Origin of the sequence: Flavobacterium cheongpyeongense (genome assembly GCF_003202435.1) — a bacterium.
Lineage (GTDB): Bacteria > Bacteroidota > Bacteroidia > Flavobacteriales > Flavobacteriaceae > Flavobacterium > Flavobacterium cheongpyeongense.
In genome coordinates this window covers 120,433-136,876 of record NZ_QJHK01000013.1, presented here as the reverse complement: position 1 = coordinate 136,876, position 16,444 = coordinate 120,433, and the positions used below count along the sequence as shown (strand labels likewise).

At 34.2% G+C, this 16,444-nt stretch carries 13 protein-coding genes; 11 read left to right on the top strand and 2 right to left on the bottom strand.

Annotation, left to right across the window (positions count from 1 at the left end):
- Positions 1–68: 68 nt before the first annotated feature.
- Positions 69–419, bottom strand: coding sequence for an aspartate 1-decarboxylase (gene panD, locus DMB65_RS14960; RefSeq protein ID WP_031456621.1), 351 nt, complete (start codon positions 417–419; stop codon positions 69–71).
- A gap of 14 nt (positions 420–433) precedes the next feature.
- Positions 434–1,312 carry a pantoate--beta-alanine ligase gene (gene panC, locus DMB65_RS14955; protein WP_110307445.1) on the bottom strand — a complete coding sequence of 293 codons (879 nt, stop codon included), beginning with the start codon at positions 1,310–1,312 and terminating at the stop codon, positions 434–436.
- Between the two features lie 78 nt (positions 1,313–1,390).
- Between panC and DMB65_RS14950 the strand changes: the two genes are divergently transcribed.
- The 11 genes from DMB65_RS14950 (at position 1,391) to DMB65_RS14900 (ending at position 16,393) form a co-directional block, all read left to right on the top strand.
- Positions 1,391–2,197, top strand: a complete 807-nt coding sequence (locus DMB65_RS14950; RefSeq protein WP_110307444.1) for a glycogen/starch synthase — start codon at positions 1,391–1,393, stop codon at positions 2,195–2,197.
- 21 nt (positions 2,198–2,218) lie between these two features.
- Positions 2,219–3,946 (top strand): DUF4270 domain-containing protein, encoded by a 1,728-nt coding sequence (locus DMB65_RS14945; RefSeq protein ID WP_110307443.1) that lies wholly within the window; start codon positions 2,219–2,221, stop codon positions 3,944–3,946.
- 11 nt (positions 3,947–3,957) lie between these two features.
- Positions 3,958–5,805, top strand: a complete 1,848-nt coding sequence (glmS, locus tag DMB65_RS14940; RefSeq protein ID WP_110307442.1) for a glutamine--fructose-6-phosphate transaminase (isomerizing) — start codon at positions 3,958–3,960, stop codon at positions 5,803–5,805.
- A gap of 297 nt (positions 5,806–6,102) precedes the next feature.
- Positions 6,103–8,934, top strand: coding sequence for a TonB-dependent receptor domain-containing protein (locus tag DMB65_RS14935; protein WP_110307441.1), 2,832 nt, complete (start codon positions 6,103–6,105; stop codon positions 8,932–8,934).
- A gap of 73 nt (positions 8,935–9,007) precedes the next feature.
- Positions 9,008–10,543: an SGNH/GDSL hydrolase family protein gene (locus DMB65_RS14930; RefSeq protein WP_110307440.1), complete on the top strand. Its 1,536-nt coding sequence runs from the start codon at positions 9,008–9,010 to the stop codon at positions 10,541–10,543.
- Positions 10,544–10,779: 236 nt separating this feature from the next.
- Positions 10,780–12,291, top strand: a complete 1,512-nt coding sequence (gene atpD / locus DMB65_RS14925) for a F0F1 ATP synthase subunit beta (RefSeq protein WP_110307439.1) — start codon at positions 10,780–10,782, stop codon at positions 12,289–12,291.
- A gap of 71 nt (positions 12,292–12,362) precedes the next feature.
- Positions 12,363–12,644, top strand: a complete 282-nt coding sequence (locus DMB65_RS14920; RefSeq protein ID WP_110307438.1) for a F0F1 ATP synthase subunit epsilon — start codon at positions 12,363–12,365, stop codon at positions 12,642–12,644.
- A 200-nt stretch (positions 12,645–12,844) separates the two neighbouring features.
- Positions 12,845–13,981 carry an aminotransferase class I/II-fold pyridoxal phosphate-dependent enzyme gene (locus DMB65_RS14915; protein ID WP_110307457.1) on the top strand — a complete coding sequence of 379 codons (1,137 nt, stop codon included), beginning with the start codon at positions 12,845–12,847 and terminating at the stop codon, positions 13,979–13,981.
- A 433-nt stretch (positions 13,982–14,414) separates the two neighbouring features.
- Entirely contained in the window at positions 14,415–15,278 is an 864-nt protein-coding gene (locus DMB65_RS14910; RefSeq protein WP_110307437.1) for a TraB/GumN family protein, read from the top strand.
- Positions 15,279–15,285: 7 nt separating this feature from the next.
- Entirely contained in the window at positions 15,286–15,789 is a 504-nt protein-coding gene (locus DMB65_RS14905; RefSeq protein ID WP_110307436.1) for an RNA polymerase sigma factor, read from the top strand.
- Positions 15,779–16,393 carry a hypothetical protein gene (locus tag DMB65_RS14900; protein WP_110307435.1) on the top strand — a complete coding sequence of 205 codons (615 nt, stop codon included), beginning with the start codon at positions 15,779–15,781 and terminating at the stop codon, positions 16,391–16,393. Before DMB65_RS14905 ends, DMB65_RS14900 begins: the two co-directional genes overlap by 11 nt.
- Positions 16,394–16,444: the final 51 nt, after the last annotated feature.

Sequence of the window (16,444 nt, the reverse complement as noted above, 5' to 3'; positions counted from 1 at the left end):
GACAAAAGAAAACAGCTTGTTCAAAATGAATTTGACAAACAATTAAGCATAAATAAAACTTAAGAAATTTAGGTTAGCGAATTATCATTTTCATTAGGAAAAACGATCCACGGTTTGAAGGTTTTTGCTTCTTCAAATTCCAGAGTTGCATATGAAATAATGATAATAATATCGTCTTTTTGTACTTTTCTGGCTGCGGGTCCATTCAGGGTAATTTCGCCAGAATTTCTCTCACCTTTAATAGCATAAGTTTCAAAACGTTCTCCGTTATTGATATTTACAATAGATACTTTTTCACCTTCAATAATATTTGAGGCGTCCAGTAAAGTTTCATCGATAGTGATACTGCCAATATAATTTAAATCGGCTCCGGTTACTTTAACACGATGAATTTTTGATTTTATAACTTGAATTTGCATGTTGCAAAGGTAAATTAATTTAATGAAATGGTATCAATCAGCCTTATAGAATTAACAAATACCGCTATAAATGCACGGTATTTTTTGTCATTAATTTTATGCTCTATTGGTAATAATGTCGATTCATCAGCAATTACAAAATATTCGAGGTCAAATCTTTCATTGTCTTTAAAAGAATTTTCTACAAATTCGATGGTTTCCTGAGGCCCTTTTGTACAGAATACTTCTTTAGCCTCAGTTAAGGTTTTATAAATAATAGCCGCTTCTTTTCGCTCTTCAGGAGTCAAACGTTCATTTCTGGAACTCATTGCTAATTGGTTTTCCTCTCTAAAAATAGGACAGCCCACTACATGAACCGGCAGATGATTCTTTTCGACCATTTTTTTTACGATCTGTAACTGCTGAAAATCTTTCTCCCCAAAATAAGCATTTGTTGGCGAAACAATTTCAAACAACCTTTTGACAATAGTTCCGACACCATTAAAATGCCCTGGTCGGAATTTTCCTTCCATTTGATTTTCTAACCCATCAAAATCAAAGGATTGTGACATTGTTTTTCCTTCATAAATATCATCTACTGATGGAGCATATAAAATTATTTTATCACTTAAACCACGCATCTTTTTGACATCCTCTTCAAGTGTACGGGGATATTTTTCGAGATCCTCTTTATTATTAAATTGTGTAGGATTCACAAATATACTCACAACTGTATCATCATTTTCTTTAAGCGAACGTTGCATTAAAGCCAGATGCCCTTGGTGTAAAGCGCCCATCGTTGGTACAAACCCTATAGTCGAATTTGTTGTTTTGATAGTTTTTAAATAGGCTATCAGGGCTACTTTTCCGTAGAAAATATGCATGGCAGTATTATTAAAATTTAGTGCAAACATAATATATTAGTTAGAAACTGCATAAAATTTTGTAATTTTGCAACGTTTTTATTACCAAAAATTAAGTAAAATACTATTATGAAAGAGAAGAGGATATTATATGTATCATCTGAAGTCGTGCCTTATTTGGCTGAAAATGAGGTTTCTTTAATGTCTTACGATGTTCCCAAAATGATAAATGATCAGGGGGGACAAATAAGAATTTTCATGCCAAGATATGGAAACATAAACGAAAGAAGACATCAGTTACACGAAGTAATCAGACTTTCAGGGATGAATTTGGTAGTGAACGACTTAGATATGCCTTTGATTATTAAAGTAGCATCAATTCCGAAAGAAAGAATTCAGGTCTATTTTATTGATAACGATGAATATTTTAAAAGAAAAGCAACTTTTGCTGATGAAGAAGGTGTTTTGTATCCTGACAATGATGAAAGAGCAATATTCTTTGCAAAAGGTGTGGTTGAAACAGTAAAAAAATTAAACTGGGTTCCGGATATCATTCACGTACATGGCTGGCTGGCTGCTATGCTGCCCATATATATGAAACATTATTATAAAAATGAAGCTTTATTTTCTGAAACTAAAATTGTGACCTCAGTTTACGGACAGTCTTTTGATGAAAATCTGGATTTAGAAATGATCAACAAAGTAAAATTTGATGGTGTCCCACATGAGAACATCGCAGATTTAGAAACTCCAAATTACGAAAATATTCTAAAAGCAAGCATTTTACATTCTGATGCAGTTATCATTGCTTCTGAAAACGTATCTCCAAGTTTAACAAAATTTATAGAATCTTCAGGAAAACCTTTTTTACCTTTCGCCACGAAAGATGCATTCGCAGAAGCGTATACAAATTTCTACAGAACTATGGGGCTTTAAATTTTAACATTATTACAAAACATGTACAATACTTCTTTTTTTAAGAAAATTCTTTTAATAGCAGCAGTTGCTGTATTTTATTCCTGTGATAAAGATTTCAACTCCATTGGTGATGATTTAATCGGTGATAATAATTTTGATCTGGAAGCAGAAGATTATAGTGTTACAGCTTTTAATCAAAAAGTAACTCCTGTAGCTTCTAATAATTTACCTATAAATGCATTGGGTATTTATGATAATCCTGTTTTTGGATTAACTACAGCCAATTTTAATACTCAGGTAGCTTTGTCATCTTATGCCCCAACTCTTGGAGAAGGAGTTGTAATTGATAGTGTTACTTTAAATATACCTTATTTTAGCACTGCCAAATCTATTACAGATAAAGGAGAAACAATTTATGAATTGGATTCTATCTATGGTCTTGAAACCGGAAAAATAAAGCTAAGCGTATACGAATCAGGAATTTACCTAAATAATTACAATGCCAACAATTATGATGTAAGTAAATTTTACAATACAGACAGAAATAGTGATTTCGAAACACAAGCTACTACTAACACTAGCGTATTTGGAGCGAGATTAAACAATTCAGCAAATTCTGCTGAAAACAATGGATTCTTTTTTAATTCAAAAGAAATAAAAGAAACAACTCCAAAAACAGAAACTGCTGCAGAAGTTATTAAAAGAATTAAACCTGAAATGCGCCTGCATTTGGATAAAAACTTTTTTAAAACTAAAATATTTGATGCACCAGCAAGCAAGTTAGCTTCAGATGATGTGTTTAAAAACTATTTTAGAGGACTTTACTTCAAAGTAGAAAAATCAACTGAAAGCATTACAACCAGTATGGCAATGATAAAATTCAGTGAGGGAAAAATAAACATCTTTTATAAAGCCAAAACTGCTTCAACAACTGATGCTGCTGACACAATGGAATCAAAGACTTTGGTTCTAAATTTAACAGGAAATACGACAAGCCTTTTAAAAGAAGAAAGAAGCGGTCCTGCATCTGATGCTTATTACACAAGTGCTACAGAAAACGATGTTACGCCAGACGAAAGATTATATTTAAAAGGAGGTCAGGGATCAATGGCAGTTATTGAACTTTTTGACAAAACTGACTTAGGAAGATACAAGGACAATGGAGATTGGGAAAATACTCCAAATAGTGTACCTGATGAATTAGACGAAATCAGAAACAATGTTACCTCTAAAAGATGGCTGGCTAATGAAGCTAATTTAGTATTTACTATTGATTCGCAAAAAATGGCAAGCTTAATTGGAACTGACCCAAAAACTGTTGCACCTGAACCTGGCAGAATCTATTTATATGATTTAACCAATAATACTGTCCTTACTGATTATACTGTAGACCGTACTACAAGTCTTAATGGTGACCCTAAAAAATCTAGAGTTGTCTTTAACGGTATGATAAATTTAGATGCAACAAGTAAGAGAGGTACAACTTACAAAATAAGAATTACAAATCATATCCGAAATATGATTAAAAACGCTGATGTTGCCAATGTAAAACTTGGCTTAGTGGTTACTGAAGACATCAATATAACTGCATCATCTAAGCTGGATAAAACTAAACTTTTGCCTAAAATTAATGATGAAAGCTTTATAACTGAAGTTCCGACAGCATCAGTAATGAGCCCTTTAGGGACAGTATTGTACGGAAGCAATCTTCCTGAGGATGATGCTAAGAGATTAAAGCTTGAAATTTACTACACGAAACCAAATTAAAAAAATAACATATGTGTGGAATTGTTGGATATATAGGTCACAGAGAGGCTTATCCTATTGTTATCAAAGGATTAAAGCGCCTCGAATACAGAGGATATGATAGTGCCGGCGTAATGTTATACGATCAGGAAAATATTAAAGTTTGCAAAACCAAAGGGAAAGTTTCGGATCTTGAGGAAAAAGCAAAAGCAGATTTCACAATTAACGGATCTATTGGAATTGGTCACACCCGTTGGGCAACTCACGGAGTACCTAACGATGTAAACTCTCATCCACATCTTTCAAATTCAGGAGAATTAGTTATTATTCACAATGGAATTATTGAAAACTACGCTCCACTTAAAGAAGAGTTGATCAAACGAGGATATGCTTTTAAATCGGATACAGATACTGAAGTTTTAGTAAATCTTATTGAGGAAGTTCAAAAAAATGAAAATATAAAGCTTGGAAAAGCAGTTCAAATCGCTTTAAATCAAGTAGTAGGTGCCTACGCAATAGCTGTCTTTGACAAAAAAAACCCTAACGAAATTGTCGCAGCGAGATTAGGAAGTCCTTTAGCTATTGGTGTTGGTGAAAATGAATTTTTTATTGCTTCTGACGCTTCGCCATTTATAGAATACACATCAAATGCTATTTATCTGGAAGATGGTGAAATGGCTAATATCAGATTACATAAGCCTCTTAAAATAAGAAAAATAAAAGATGATTCATTAGTTGATCCTTATATTCAGGAACTTCAGATGAATTTGGAGCAAATCGAAAAAGGAGGCTACGATCATTTCATGCTGAAAGAGATTTATGAACAGCCAAGCGTCATCAAAGACACCTATAGAGGAAGACTTCATGCAAATGAAGGAATTGTACAAATGGCGGGTGTTGAAGACAATATTGAGAAATTCCTGAATGCAAACAGGATTATTATCGTTGCATGTGGAACGTCATGGCACGCTGGCTTGGTGGCAGAATATATTTTTGAGGAATTCACACGTATTCCTGTTGAAGTAGAATATGCTTCAGAATTTAGATACAGGAATCCTATCATTAATCATAACGATGTTGTTATTGCTATTTCCCAGTCAGGAGAAACTGCTGATACAATGGCCGCTATTAAATTAGCAAAAGAAAATGGCGCTTTTGTATTTGGAGTCTGTAATGTTGTGGGATCATCAATTTCAAGAGAAAGTCATGCCGGTGCTTACACCCATGCAGGACCTGAAATTGGAGTAGCTTCTACTAAAGCTTTCACTACCCAGATTACAGTTTTGACTATGATCGCTTTAAGATTAGGAAAAGCGAAAGGAACTCTTTCAAACACAGACTTCCACACCTTTTTACAAGAATTGGAAATAATTCCTGAAAAAGTGGCAGAAGCCCTCGACACAAACGAAAGAGCCAAAGAAATTGCAGCAGCTTTTAAAGATGCTCCTAACTGTTTGTATCTGGGACGCGGTTATAATTTTCCTGTAGCCCTAGAAGGTGCATTAAAATTAAAAGAAATATCTTATATTCATGCAGAAGGATATCCTGCTGCAGAAATGAAACATGGTCCAATAGCTTTAATTGATGAGCAAATGCCCGTTATTGTTATCGCCCCGAAACAAGGCCATTACGATAAAATTGTTAGTAACATTCAGGAAATAAAATCCAGAAGCGGTAAAATCATTGCCGTTGTTACCAAAGGCGATACTCAGGTTCGTGAATTAGCTGATTATGTAATTGAAATTCCGGAAACTTCAGATGCGTTGTCTCCATTAATTACTACAATCCCTTTACAGCTTTTGTCTTATCACATTGCTGTAATGAGAGGTTGTAATGTTGACCAGCCGCGTAATCTTGCTAAATCGGTTACAGTAGAATAAAACATATAATAATCATAATATTCAAAGCGGGATTTACATCCCGCTTTTTTATTGGTAATTTTTTTCACTATTTATTGAATTTTTAAGATAAATGCAGTTTTTTTCTTAAAATTATTATGTATGCATACTATTTTGTTCCAATCACACACCTTTCTTGATTTAAATTTAATAAATCGCCCTGTAGAATAGTTAAGATAAACGATTAAAATATGATAAATATTAATTTTTTTTAACGTTTTTTTATTAATATCAAAATTATTCGTATTTTGGCTATATAAACTAACCAAAAAACTAAAGATGAGAGCGTATTTACTAATTATGTTGTTTATCAGCGGATTAACTTTTTCGCAAAATATAGTTACAGGCTCTGTAACAGACAGCAACAAACAATCTATTCCCGGAGCTAATGTTAATGTAGTTGGAAGTTCAAGTGGGGCTTCTACCGATTTTGACGGCACATTTAAATTGAGTACAGCATCAAAACCTCCTTTTACGATCAAAATATCTGCTGTAGGCTTCGAAACCAGAACGGTCAACATTACATCTGCAAATCAAAATGTAAGTGTAGTTTTAAAAGAGGAAGAGACCAAATTGGATGAAATAGTAGTTTCAGCATCCAGAACAGCAGAACGTGTATTAGAATCTCCTGTAACTATCGAAAGAATGGGTATTAAGGATATTAAAAAAACTGCCTCCCCATCATTTTATGATGGTCTCGAAAATTTAAAAGAAGTACAAATGAATACGAGCAGTATGTCTTTTAAATCAATTAATACAAGAGGATTTGCAACAGTAGCCAATACTCGTTTCCTTCAATTAGTTGACGGAATGGACAATTCATCACCGCTATTAAATTTCGTTTTAGGAAATATGATTGGAGTATCAGAAATTGATGTTCAGAGTGTTGAATTACTACCTGGAGCTTCTTCAGCCTTATACGGAGCTAATGCTTTTAACGGAATCCTGTTTATGAACAGCAAAAGTCCATTTACAAATCAAGGAGTTTCGACTTATTTTAAATACGGAATGACTTCACAAGATGCTGCCGGAACAAATAATTATTATGATTTCGGGATAAGATTCGCACACGCATTTAATAAATATTTTGCTGCTAAAGCCAATTTCACATATATGCAGGCTACAGATTGGTATGCAACTGATTACAATGACAAAACAATTGCCGGAATCGACAGAACAAATCCAAATTATGACGGTGTAAACGTTTATGGAGATGAAGCCACTACAAACATTAAAGGGGTCGGGCAAAGATTAGCGGCACTTGGTATAATACCCGCTGGAGCGGTAAATCTTTTACCAAACAGTAATGTGAGCAGAACAGGATATAATGAAATTGACCTTACAAACAACAAAGCTGGTAACACTAAAATTGATTTTTCTTTTCATGGAAGACCTTTTGGAGACGAAAGACTAGAAATTATCTGGCAAAGTAAATTTGGTTTTGGGAACGCTGTTTATCAGGGAGCCAACAGATATTACTTAAACGATTTTTTTATGCAGCAGCATAAATTAGAATTTAAAGGAAAAAACTTTTTCTTAAGAGGATATATGACAACAGAAGATGGAGGGCACTCATATGATATGGTTTTTACAGGAATAAACGTAAACAGAAAATGGAAAGATGACAACACTTGGTTTGGGCAATATGCAGGCGCATACATACAGGGGACTTTAGGAGGCATGACACCTCAACAGGCTCACGCTACTGCAAGAGCAACCGCTGATACAGGGCGCTTTTTACCAGGAACAACAGAATTTCAAAACGCTTTCAATCAGGTGATTGAAGATGAAAGTGTCCTTTCGGGATCAAAATTGGTAGATAACTCCAAAATTTACCATTCTGATGCAAATTACAACTTTAAAGACCTTATCAAAATTGCCGAAATTCAGGTAGGAGGATCTTACAGACTGTACGAATTAAATTCTCATGGAAGAATATACACCGATGCAGATGGACCAATCAACTATAACGAATATGGTGTTTACACACAATTAACAAAAAGATTTCTCGATGACAGATTAAAGTTTACAGGCTCTATTCGTTATGATAAATCCAAAAACTTTGATGGGAATTATTCGCCAAGATTATCTCTTGTATATTCAGGAGGTGAAAAGAAAAATCACAACTTCAGAGCCTCTTTCCAAACCGGTTTTAGAAATCCTACCACGCAGGATCAATATATTGGATTTAATATTGGTCGAGCAGTATTGATAGGATCCGCTCCTGATAACCTCACAAGATTTCGCGAAACTTTTACTTTAAGTACAGAAGGTCAAAGCTATAACGACAATAACTCAACAAAAATTATGACAGGAGAAGATGCTTACAACAACTCCTATCTTGCAAGTTCAGTTGAAGCGTTTAGCGCATTAGCTGGAACTAATCCAACCGCTGCGGCAGCCTTGTTAAAGAAAACAAGAGCTAATTACGTAAAACCAGAGCAAGTAAAAGCTTTTGAATTGGGATACCGTTCCATTTTTGAAGATATTTCAATAGATCTTAACGGGTATTACAACATTTACAATGATTTTATAGGCAACCTTAATGTCGTTTCTACTTATTACGGAACAGCTCAGGACAGCCCTAATCTAGCCGGAGGAACAGCTGACCGAGGATTTCAATCTGTACGTGGACTGATAAATGGAGAATACAGAGCGTATCAAATATATACAAATTCTAATGTAGAAATTCATTCATTAGGATTTGGAGTAGGTTTGTCTAAAAAAATAATCGCAGATTTTGAGTTAGGATTAAACTATAATTACGCTCAATTTGATTTTGACCAGTCAAAAGACCCTAGTTTTGAAGCTGGTTTTAACACTCCAAAACACAGATTTAAAGCCTCTATCGGAAACGAAAAATTATTTAAAAATTTCGGTTTTAATGTCAGCGCAAGATGGAATAGCGAATATGAATGGCAATCGACTTTTGCAGACGGAACAATTGAATCTGCCACAGTAATCGATGCACAGATTAATTATGCAATGCCAAAATTAAAATCGACTTTTAAATTAGGCGCATCCAACATAGGAGGAAAAGAATATACACAGGTAATTGGCGCAGGATTAATTGGTCAGCAATATTTTGCATCCTGGACAATCAACCCATAATTAAAATGAGTAATCAACACATTATTTACTTGCTAAAAATTCAGCAAAACAATAATTTCAAAATATACGAATTATGATAAAAAATTTCAAATGGCTGTTGTTGGTTTCTTTAACCTTTGCAGCTTGTAATAGCGATGACGACACAATAAAAGACACAAACTCATCAGACGGACTACCTTTAACTTCAGGCACCGCAGATTTCTCAAAATATGTCGCATTAGGTGATTCTTTTGCTGCAGGTTTTAGTGATAATGCTCTATTCATTAAAGGTCAGGAAGGCGCATATCCGAATATTTTAGCACAACAGTTTGCCACTGTTGGAGGAGGCACTTTTACAACCCCATTTACAAATGACAATATCGGTGGATTGTTATTAGGAGGAAATGTAATCACCGGATCACGCTTATATTTTGATACTACCACCAGCACTCCTGTTTCTGTTGTAGGCACACCAACAACAGAAGTTACAACACACCTTTCGGGAACGTTTACTAACTTAGGAGTTCCCGGGGCCAAAAGCTTCCATTTGTTAGCGCCAGGCTATGGTAATCCTGCAGGTGTAGCGGCGGGAACTGCAAATCCGTATTTTGCACGTTTTGCATCAAGTCCAACAACAACAGTTTTGGCTGATGCAATAAGTCAAAACCCTACTTTCTTTTCTCTGTGGATAGGAGGAAATGATGAATTAGGTTATGCAACATCAGGTGGAGATCCAACTGTGAATCCTTTGACACCTGCTGCAACATTTGATGCGACTTACAAAACATTAATCGCACAGCTTACAACTGGAGGCAGAAAAGGTGTTATAGCCAATTTACCAGTCATAACTACCCTGCCTTATTTTTATGTAATCAAGTACAATCAATTAACTCAGGCTAATTTGACTGTTAGCGGAGTTAACCTTGTAAACACTTTGAATGCTCAATTATACGGTCCAATACATAACGCATTAGCCTATTTAGGACAAGGTGACAGAATAAAACTCTTATCTTCAACCGGAAACAACCCAATGATTATGGTAGATGAAAATTTAACCGATTTGTCAGCAAGTTTAAAAGCTGTCTTAATGGGAGGAGGATTAGATGCTACTACTGCTACTGTACTAGGTCAGGTTTTCGGCAAAGCAAGACAGACTTTACCAACAGATTTAATTTGTTTAAGTGCTTCTGCCAGAATAGGAAAAACTCCATCAGTAGCAATTGACGGAATTGCTTCTCCTTCACCGTCTTTATCCCAATTAGGAATAACTTTTCCTTTACCTGACCGATATGTTTTATTACCTAGTGAAGTCTCTGAGATTGAAACGGCTACCACAGCTTACAATTTAACCATTAAAACAGCCTCGGAAACCAATAACTTAGCACTTGTTGATGCTAAATCTATAATGGAAGAATTAGGAAAACCAAATGGAATTGTTTCAGATAACTATACATTGACATCTACATTTGTAACAGGAGGAGCTTTTTCTTTAGACGGTGTTCATCCTTCGCCAAGAGGATATGCATTAATTGCTAATAAATTCATTGAAGCCATAAACCTAAAATATGGTTCTAATATAAAAGCAGTTAATTTAGGAAATTATCAAATTTTATTTCCTAAAACGCTATAGTAAAGCCACTTTTTTTAGTAAAAAAAGCCACTCGTTCTATAACGTAGTGGTTTTTTTATTAATACTAAATTTTATATTATTAGATATTTGAATGACCCGTTTTAAGAGTATAACAAAAAACCACGTATTTTTTATAAAAAAAATATTGATTTTATATTTTAAAAATTTATCTTTGCGCTCTGAAAAAAGAGGTATTTTCGATAAACCTAAATAGCTATTTAATAAACACATAAGTAATGTCAAAAGTAATAGGAAAAGTTGCTCAAATCATTGGACCAGTAGTTGACGTAGTTTTCAACGGCAAGGATGTTGAACTTCCAAAAATTTATGATTCATTAGAAATCACGAAAAAAGACGGAACATTGTTAGTTCTAGAAGTACAATCTCACATTGGTGAAAACACGGTGCGTACAATCTCTATGGACTCAACAGACGGTTTGTCAAGAGGATATGAAGTAGTTGGCACAGGAAATCCAATCCAAATGCCAATCGGTCCTGATGTATATGGAAGATTATTTAATGTTGTTGGAGATGCAATTGATGGTTTAGGTGAATTACCTAAAACTGGAGAAAATGGTTTACCTATCCATAGACAAGCTCCTAAATTTGAAGATTTATCAACTTCATCTGAAGTTTTATTTACAGGTATCAAAGTAATCGATTTGATCGAGCCTTATGCAAAAGGGGGTAAAATTGGATTGTTTGGTGGTGCCGGTGTTGGTAAAACTGTATTGATTCAGGAATTGATCAACAATATTGCAAAAGGTCACGGTGGACTTTCAGTATTCGCTGGAGTTGGTGAAAGAACACGTGAAGGAAATGACTTGCTTCGTGAGATGTTAGAGTCAGGAATTATTAAATACGGTGAGGATTTCATGCACTCTATGGAAAATGGAGGATGGGATTTATCTAAAGTAGATATGCCAGGAATGAGAGAGTCTAAAGCTACTTTCGTTTTCGGACAAATGAATGAGCCACCTGGAGCTCGTGCACGTGTAGCACTTTCAGGATTGTCCATCGCTGAGTATTTCCGTGATGGAGCAGGAACAGATCAGGGTAAAGACGTATTGTTTTTCGTTGATAACATCTTCCGTTTTACACAAGCAGGTTCTGAGGTATCAGCACTTTTAGGTCGTATGCCATCTGCAGTAGGATACCAGCCAACATTAGCAACAGAGATGGGTGCGATGCAAGAGCGTATTACTTCTACAAACAAAGGATCTATTACATCTGTACAGGCTGTTTACGTTCCTGCGGATGACTTAACAGACCCGGCACCGGCAACAACGTTTGCTCACTTAGATGCTACAACAGTATTGTCTCGTAAAATTGCTGAGTTAGGTATTTATCCAGCGGTTGACCCGTTAGATTCTACTTCAAGAATTTTGACTCCTCAAATTTTAGGAAACGAGCACTACGACTGCGCACAAAGAGTAAAAGAGATTCTTCAAAAATACAAACAACTTCAGGATATCATCGCAATCTTAGGTATGGAAGAGTTATCAGAAGAAGACAAACTTTCAGTATCAAGAGCTCGTCGTGTTCAGCGTTTCTTGTCTCAGCCATTCCACGTGGCAGAGCAATTTACTGGTATTCCGGGAGTTTTAGTAGATATTAAAGATACTATCAAAGGATTCAACATGATTATCGATGGTGAGTTAGATCACCTTCCTGAAGCTGCTTTCAACTTGAAAGGTTCTATACAGGATGCTATTGAGGCCGGAGAAAAAATGTTGGCTGAAGCATAAATCTAGTTTTCAGTATTCAGTCGCAGTATTCAGTACTGAGACTTATAACTGAGACTGTAAACTAAAAAAAGATGATTTTAGAAATAGTATCACCAGAAGCAAAATTATTTTCAGGAGAAGTAACATCGGTTACATTACCTGGAGTTGATGGGAGCTTTCAAATATTGAACAATCACGCTCCTATTGTTTCTATTTTAGAAAAAGGAACTATTAAAATTGTGGCTTCAAGCTTCGGTTTTTCAAAAGAAGTTGCTGATAAATTCACGAAAGTAAATGACCAGACTTATACTTTAAATATTGTGTCAGGTACTATCGAAATGAAAGACAATAAAATAATTGTTTTAGCTGACTAAGACAATTGTAACTAAATTAAAAAGCCAGACAGCAATGTTTGGCTTTTTTTGTTTTCAGAGCTATTACTTCGTTTATTCGCTTCGCTCCTGTCCAGCTATATCTTTGTCTGTCAAAAGGAGGCAGACAAAGGATACCGCTTCCATCTGGGTTAAAACCAGAATTAGCAGAAAAGTTATCTGAAATTCATAACTTTGTTTTTATGAAATTACCCGAAAATCTTACTCAAAAGCTTGAAACCCGAAAGCAAAATAATGCATTAAGACAATTGCCAAGTTTTAATACCCTTATTGATTTTTCTTCAAACGACTATATCGGATTTTCAGGATCTGAAGCTATTTTCAAATTGGCTCATCATTATTTAATCGAGAATGTGATTATTCAAAATGGCGCTACGGGTTCGCGATTAATTTCGGGAAATCATTCTCTTTATCAAATTGCTGAAACTTTTATTGCTGAATTTCATAATGCTGAATCGGCTTTAATTTTTAATTCGGGTTACGATACCAATGTTGGTTTTTTTAGCGCCGTACCGCAGCGAAATGATATTATTTTGTATGATGAATTAAGCCATGCTTCAATTCGGGATGGGATTTCTATGTCAAATGCCAAATCTTATAAATTTAACCACAACGATTTTGAGGATTTAGAGCGATTAATCTTAAAATTTCCGGACACCAATATCTATATAGTCACCGAAACTGTTTTTTCTATGGATGGTGACACTCCAAATCTCGAAGAATTGGTAGAACTATCAGAAAAGTATAATTGTTATTTGATTGTTGATGAAGCCCACACTCTAGGCGTTTTTGGCGAAAAAGGTGAAGGTTTGATCCAATCATTAAACTTGCATAATAGAATTTTTGCCCGAATCATGACTTTCGGAAAAGGATTAGGGTGCCACGGCGCAGTGGTTTTAGGAACTTATGAACTAAAAGAATATCTTGTAAATTTCGCCCGAAGTTTTATTTACACTACAGGCTTGTCACCACATTCTGTATCTACAATCTTAGTGGCTTATCAGCATTTAGAAATTGAAAAAGAAACAATTGAAAAACTGCGCCAAAATATTGTATTCTTTAATCAACACAAAAATTTACTAGGTTTAAAACCGATTTTTGTCAGAAGCAAATCAGCGATTCAATCTGCCATTGTTCCCGGAAATGAAAATGTAAAACGTATAGCCCGACAATTACAGGATAAAGGTTTTGATGTAAAACCCATACTTTCGCCAACAGTTCCGGAAGGTCAGGAACGCCTGCGTTTTTGTATTCACAGTTATAATTCAGAAGAAGAAATCAATCAGGTTTTGGAACTTCTTAGGGATTTTGTTTTTTAGTTTCATTCCTCAAAACTTTAAAAAGATCAACAAAGAATAATTTCGTGAATCTCTGCGTTTTAGTTTGTGTATCTCTGTGAAATTTAAAAAGACATCCATAATCGATTATTAGTCACTTTCTAAAAAAAATAAAAACTTTTGTAACGTTTTGAATATTCGATTACTTACGAGTCATAATCAAAACAATTATGAAATCACAATTTACTTCATTAAAAGAAAACATTTTAAATTGTATCCTGTTTGCTTCAATAGGACTTGCAATTGGCATGATAACTCATTTTTTCATAAAACTTCTTAGCCTGCTGCTATTGTTTATCATAGGATTTTTATTTCTAAATTATATATCTTCCTCACAGAAAAAGAAATCCAGTAAATAACAAAAAGGAGTTTCAATCAATCAATCAATTAATCCTAACTTTAATCAATCAAAATCATGAAAAATTTAATCAAATCAGCAGTAATAGGAATCACAATTATTTTAAGTACTGCAACTCACGCACAGACAAAATCTCCAAAATTAGAAAATTCACTTTTATGGGAAGTTTCAGGAAACGGACTATCAAAACCTTCCTATTTATACGGCACTATCCATATGATTTGCTCAACAGATTATTTTCTTTCTGAAAAAGCAAAAAAAGCCTTTGAATCTTCGAGTAAATTAATTTTGGAAATCGACCTGTCCGATCCAAAACAAATGACAGATTTGCAGCAAATGGCAATGGGCAAACAACCACTTAGCAAAACACTAAATGCGCAAGACTTATTAAAATTAGATAATATTCTGCAAAAAAAAGCCGGAATGACCATTCAGCAAGTTGATAGTTTTAGTTTATTTACCGTAATGAGTTTAATAAGTATGAAAAGTTTTGGTTGTAATGACCTGAAATTTTACGAAATGAGTTTTATTGAAACGGCTAAACAACGAAAACTTAAGATTGCCGGATTAGAAACAGTAAAAGAGCAAATGAATATGTTTGAGAATGCCTATTCTGATACGGAAATGATTAAAATACTGGAAGAATTAAGCAAGGAAGAAACCGATAAATTAGTTGCACAATACAAAGAGGAAAACATAACTGCCTTATATAATATTACTACTGATAAAAAAATAATAACTGAAGAAACCAAAAAAACGATTCTGGACAACAGAAATCAAAATTGGCTAAAAACAATCCCTGAGCTAATCAAAAATGAAAGTACATTTATCGCTGTAGGATCAGCGCATTTGGATGGAGATTTAGGAATAATCAATTTATTGAGAAAAGCAGGATATACAGTTAAACCAGTAATGAACTAAAACCGTCTTGAAAGAAAAAGAACAAACGTTTTTAAATCTGATAGAAAATCACAAGGGAATTATGTACAAAATTTCCAAAATGTACATGGATAAACCTGACGATCAGCAGGATTTATTTCAGGAGATTGTTTGCCAGCTTTGGAAATCGTACGATACGTTTCGAAACGAAAGCCAGTTTTCGACCTGGATGTATCGCGTGGCGGTAAACACGGCCATCGTTTTCTTAAAAAAAGAGAAACGTAAAGTTGATAAATATGAAATTGTTTCAGAAAACATTAAGGATGACGAAGGTGATGCACATATAAAAGAAAGCCAGTTGGATCATTTTTATAAAGCAGTTCAGAAACTTGAAAAAATTGACAAAGCGATTATTTTCTATCAGTTAGAAGGGTTCTCTCATAAAGAAATTTCCCAAAATATGGGAATCTCTGAGGGGAATGCCAGAGTAAAATTAAACAGGGCAAAAGAAAAATTAAAAGAAATAATTAAAAATCAGGGATATGGACTTTAACGACATACAAAATGCATGGAATAACGAAAAGACAGATAATGTGGTTCTTCCAAACAACCTGGAAAAAATACAATCCGTAAATACGCCATTAGACAGAATCAGAAAAAATTTGAAAAATGAATTTATTTATCAAGTTTTTTCAATTGTTTTGGTAGGGTTTGTCCCTTTGATGTACAGTTTTCCTGAAAAAATGACGACTTTATATTACCTGCTTTTTAGTTTTTATGTGGCGGTATGTGCCTATTATTTATTTAAGTTTTATGTTTTTTACAAAAGATTAAGCTCAATTACCTTAAAAACAAAAGACAATTTATACGAAACTTATTTCGATATAAGGTTAAATATGGAGTTGTATAAAACCTTTGGATTTGCCTTAACGCCATTTTTAATTCTGTATCTGATAAGTTTTCTTTATTTTGAATTCTCTAAAATTCCGGGGTTTATCTCAAAAGAATTTACTAATTATCAATTGATAGCATTGTTTTCAATTGTGGTTTTTAGCATGCTTTTTATGGGTGTTATTTTAGAATGGTGGGTTCATAAATTTTACGGAAAATATGCCAAAGAAATCAGAAAAGTCATAGACGAATTAAAAGAAGAATAAAACACATTCCTATCATAATGATGGGCTTTGTTTTTATTGGTATTTTTGTAC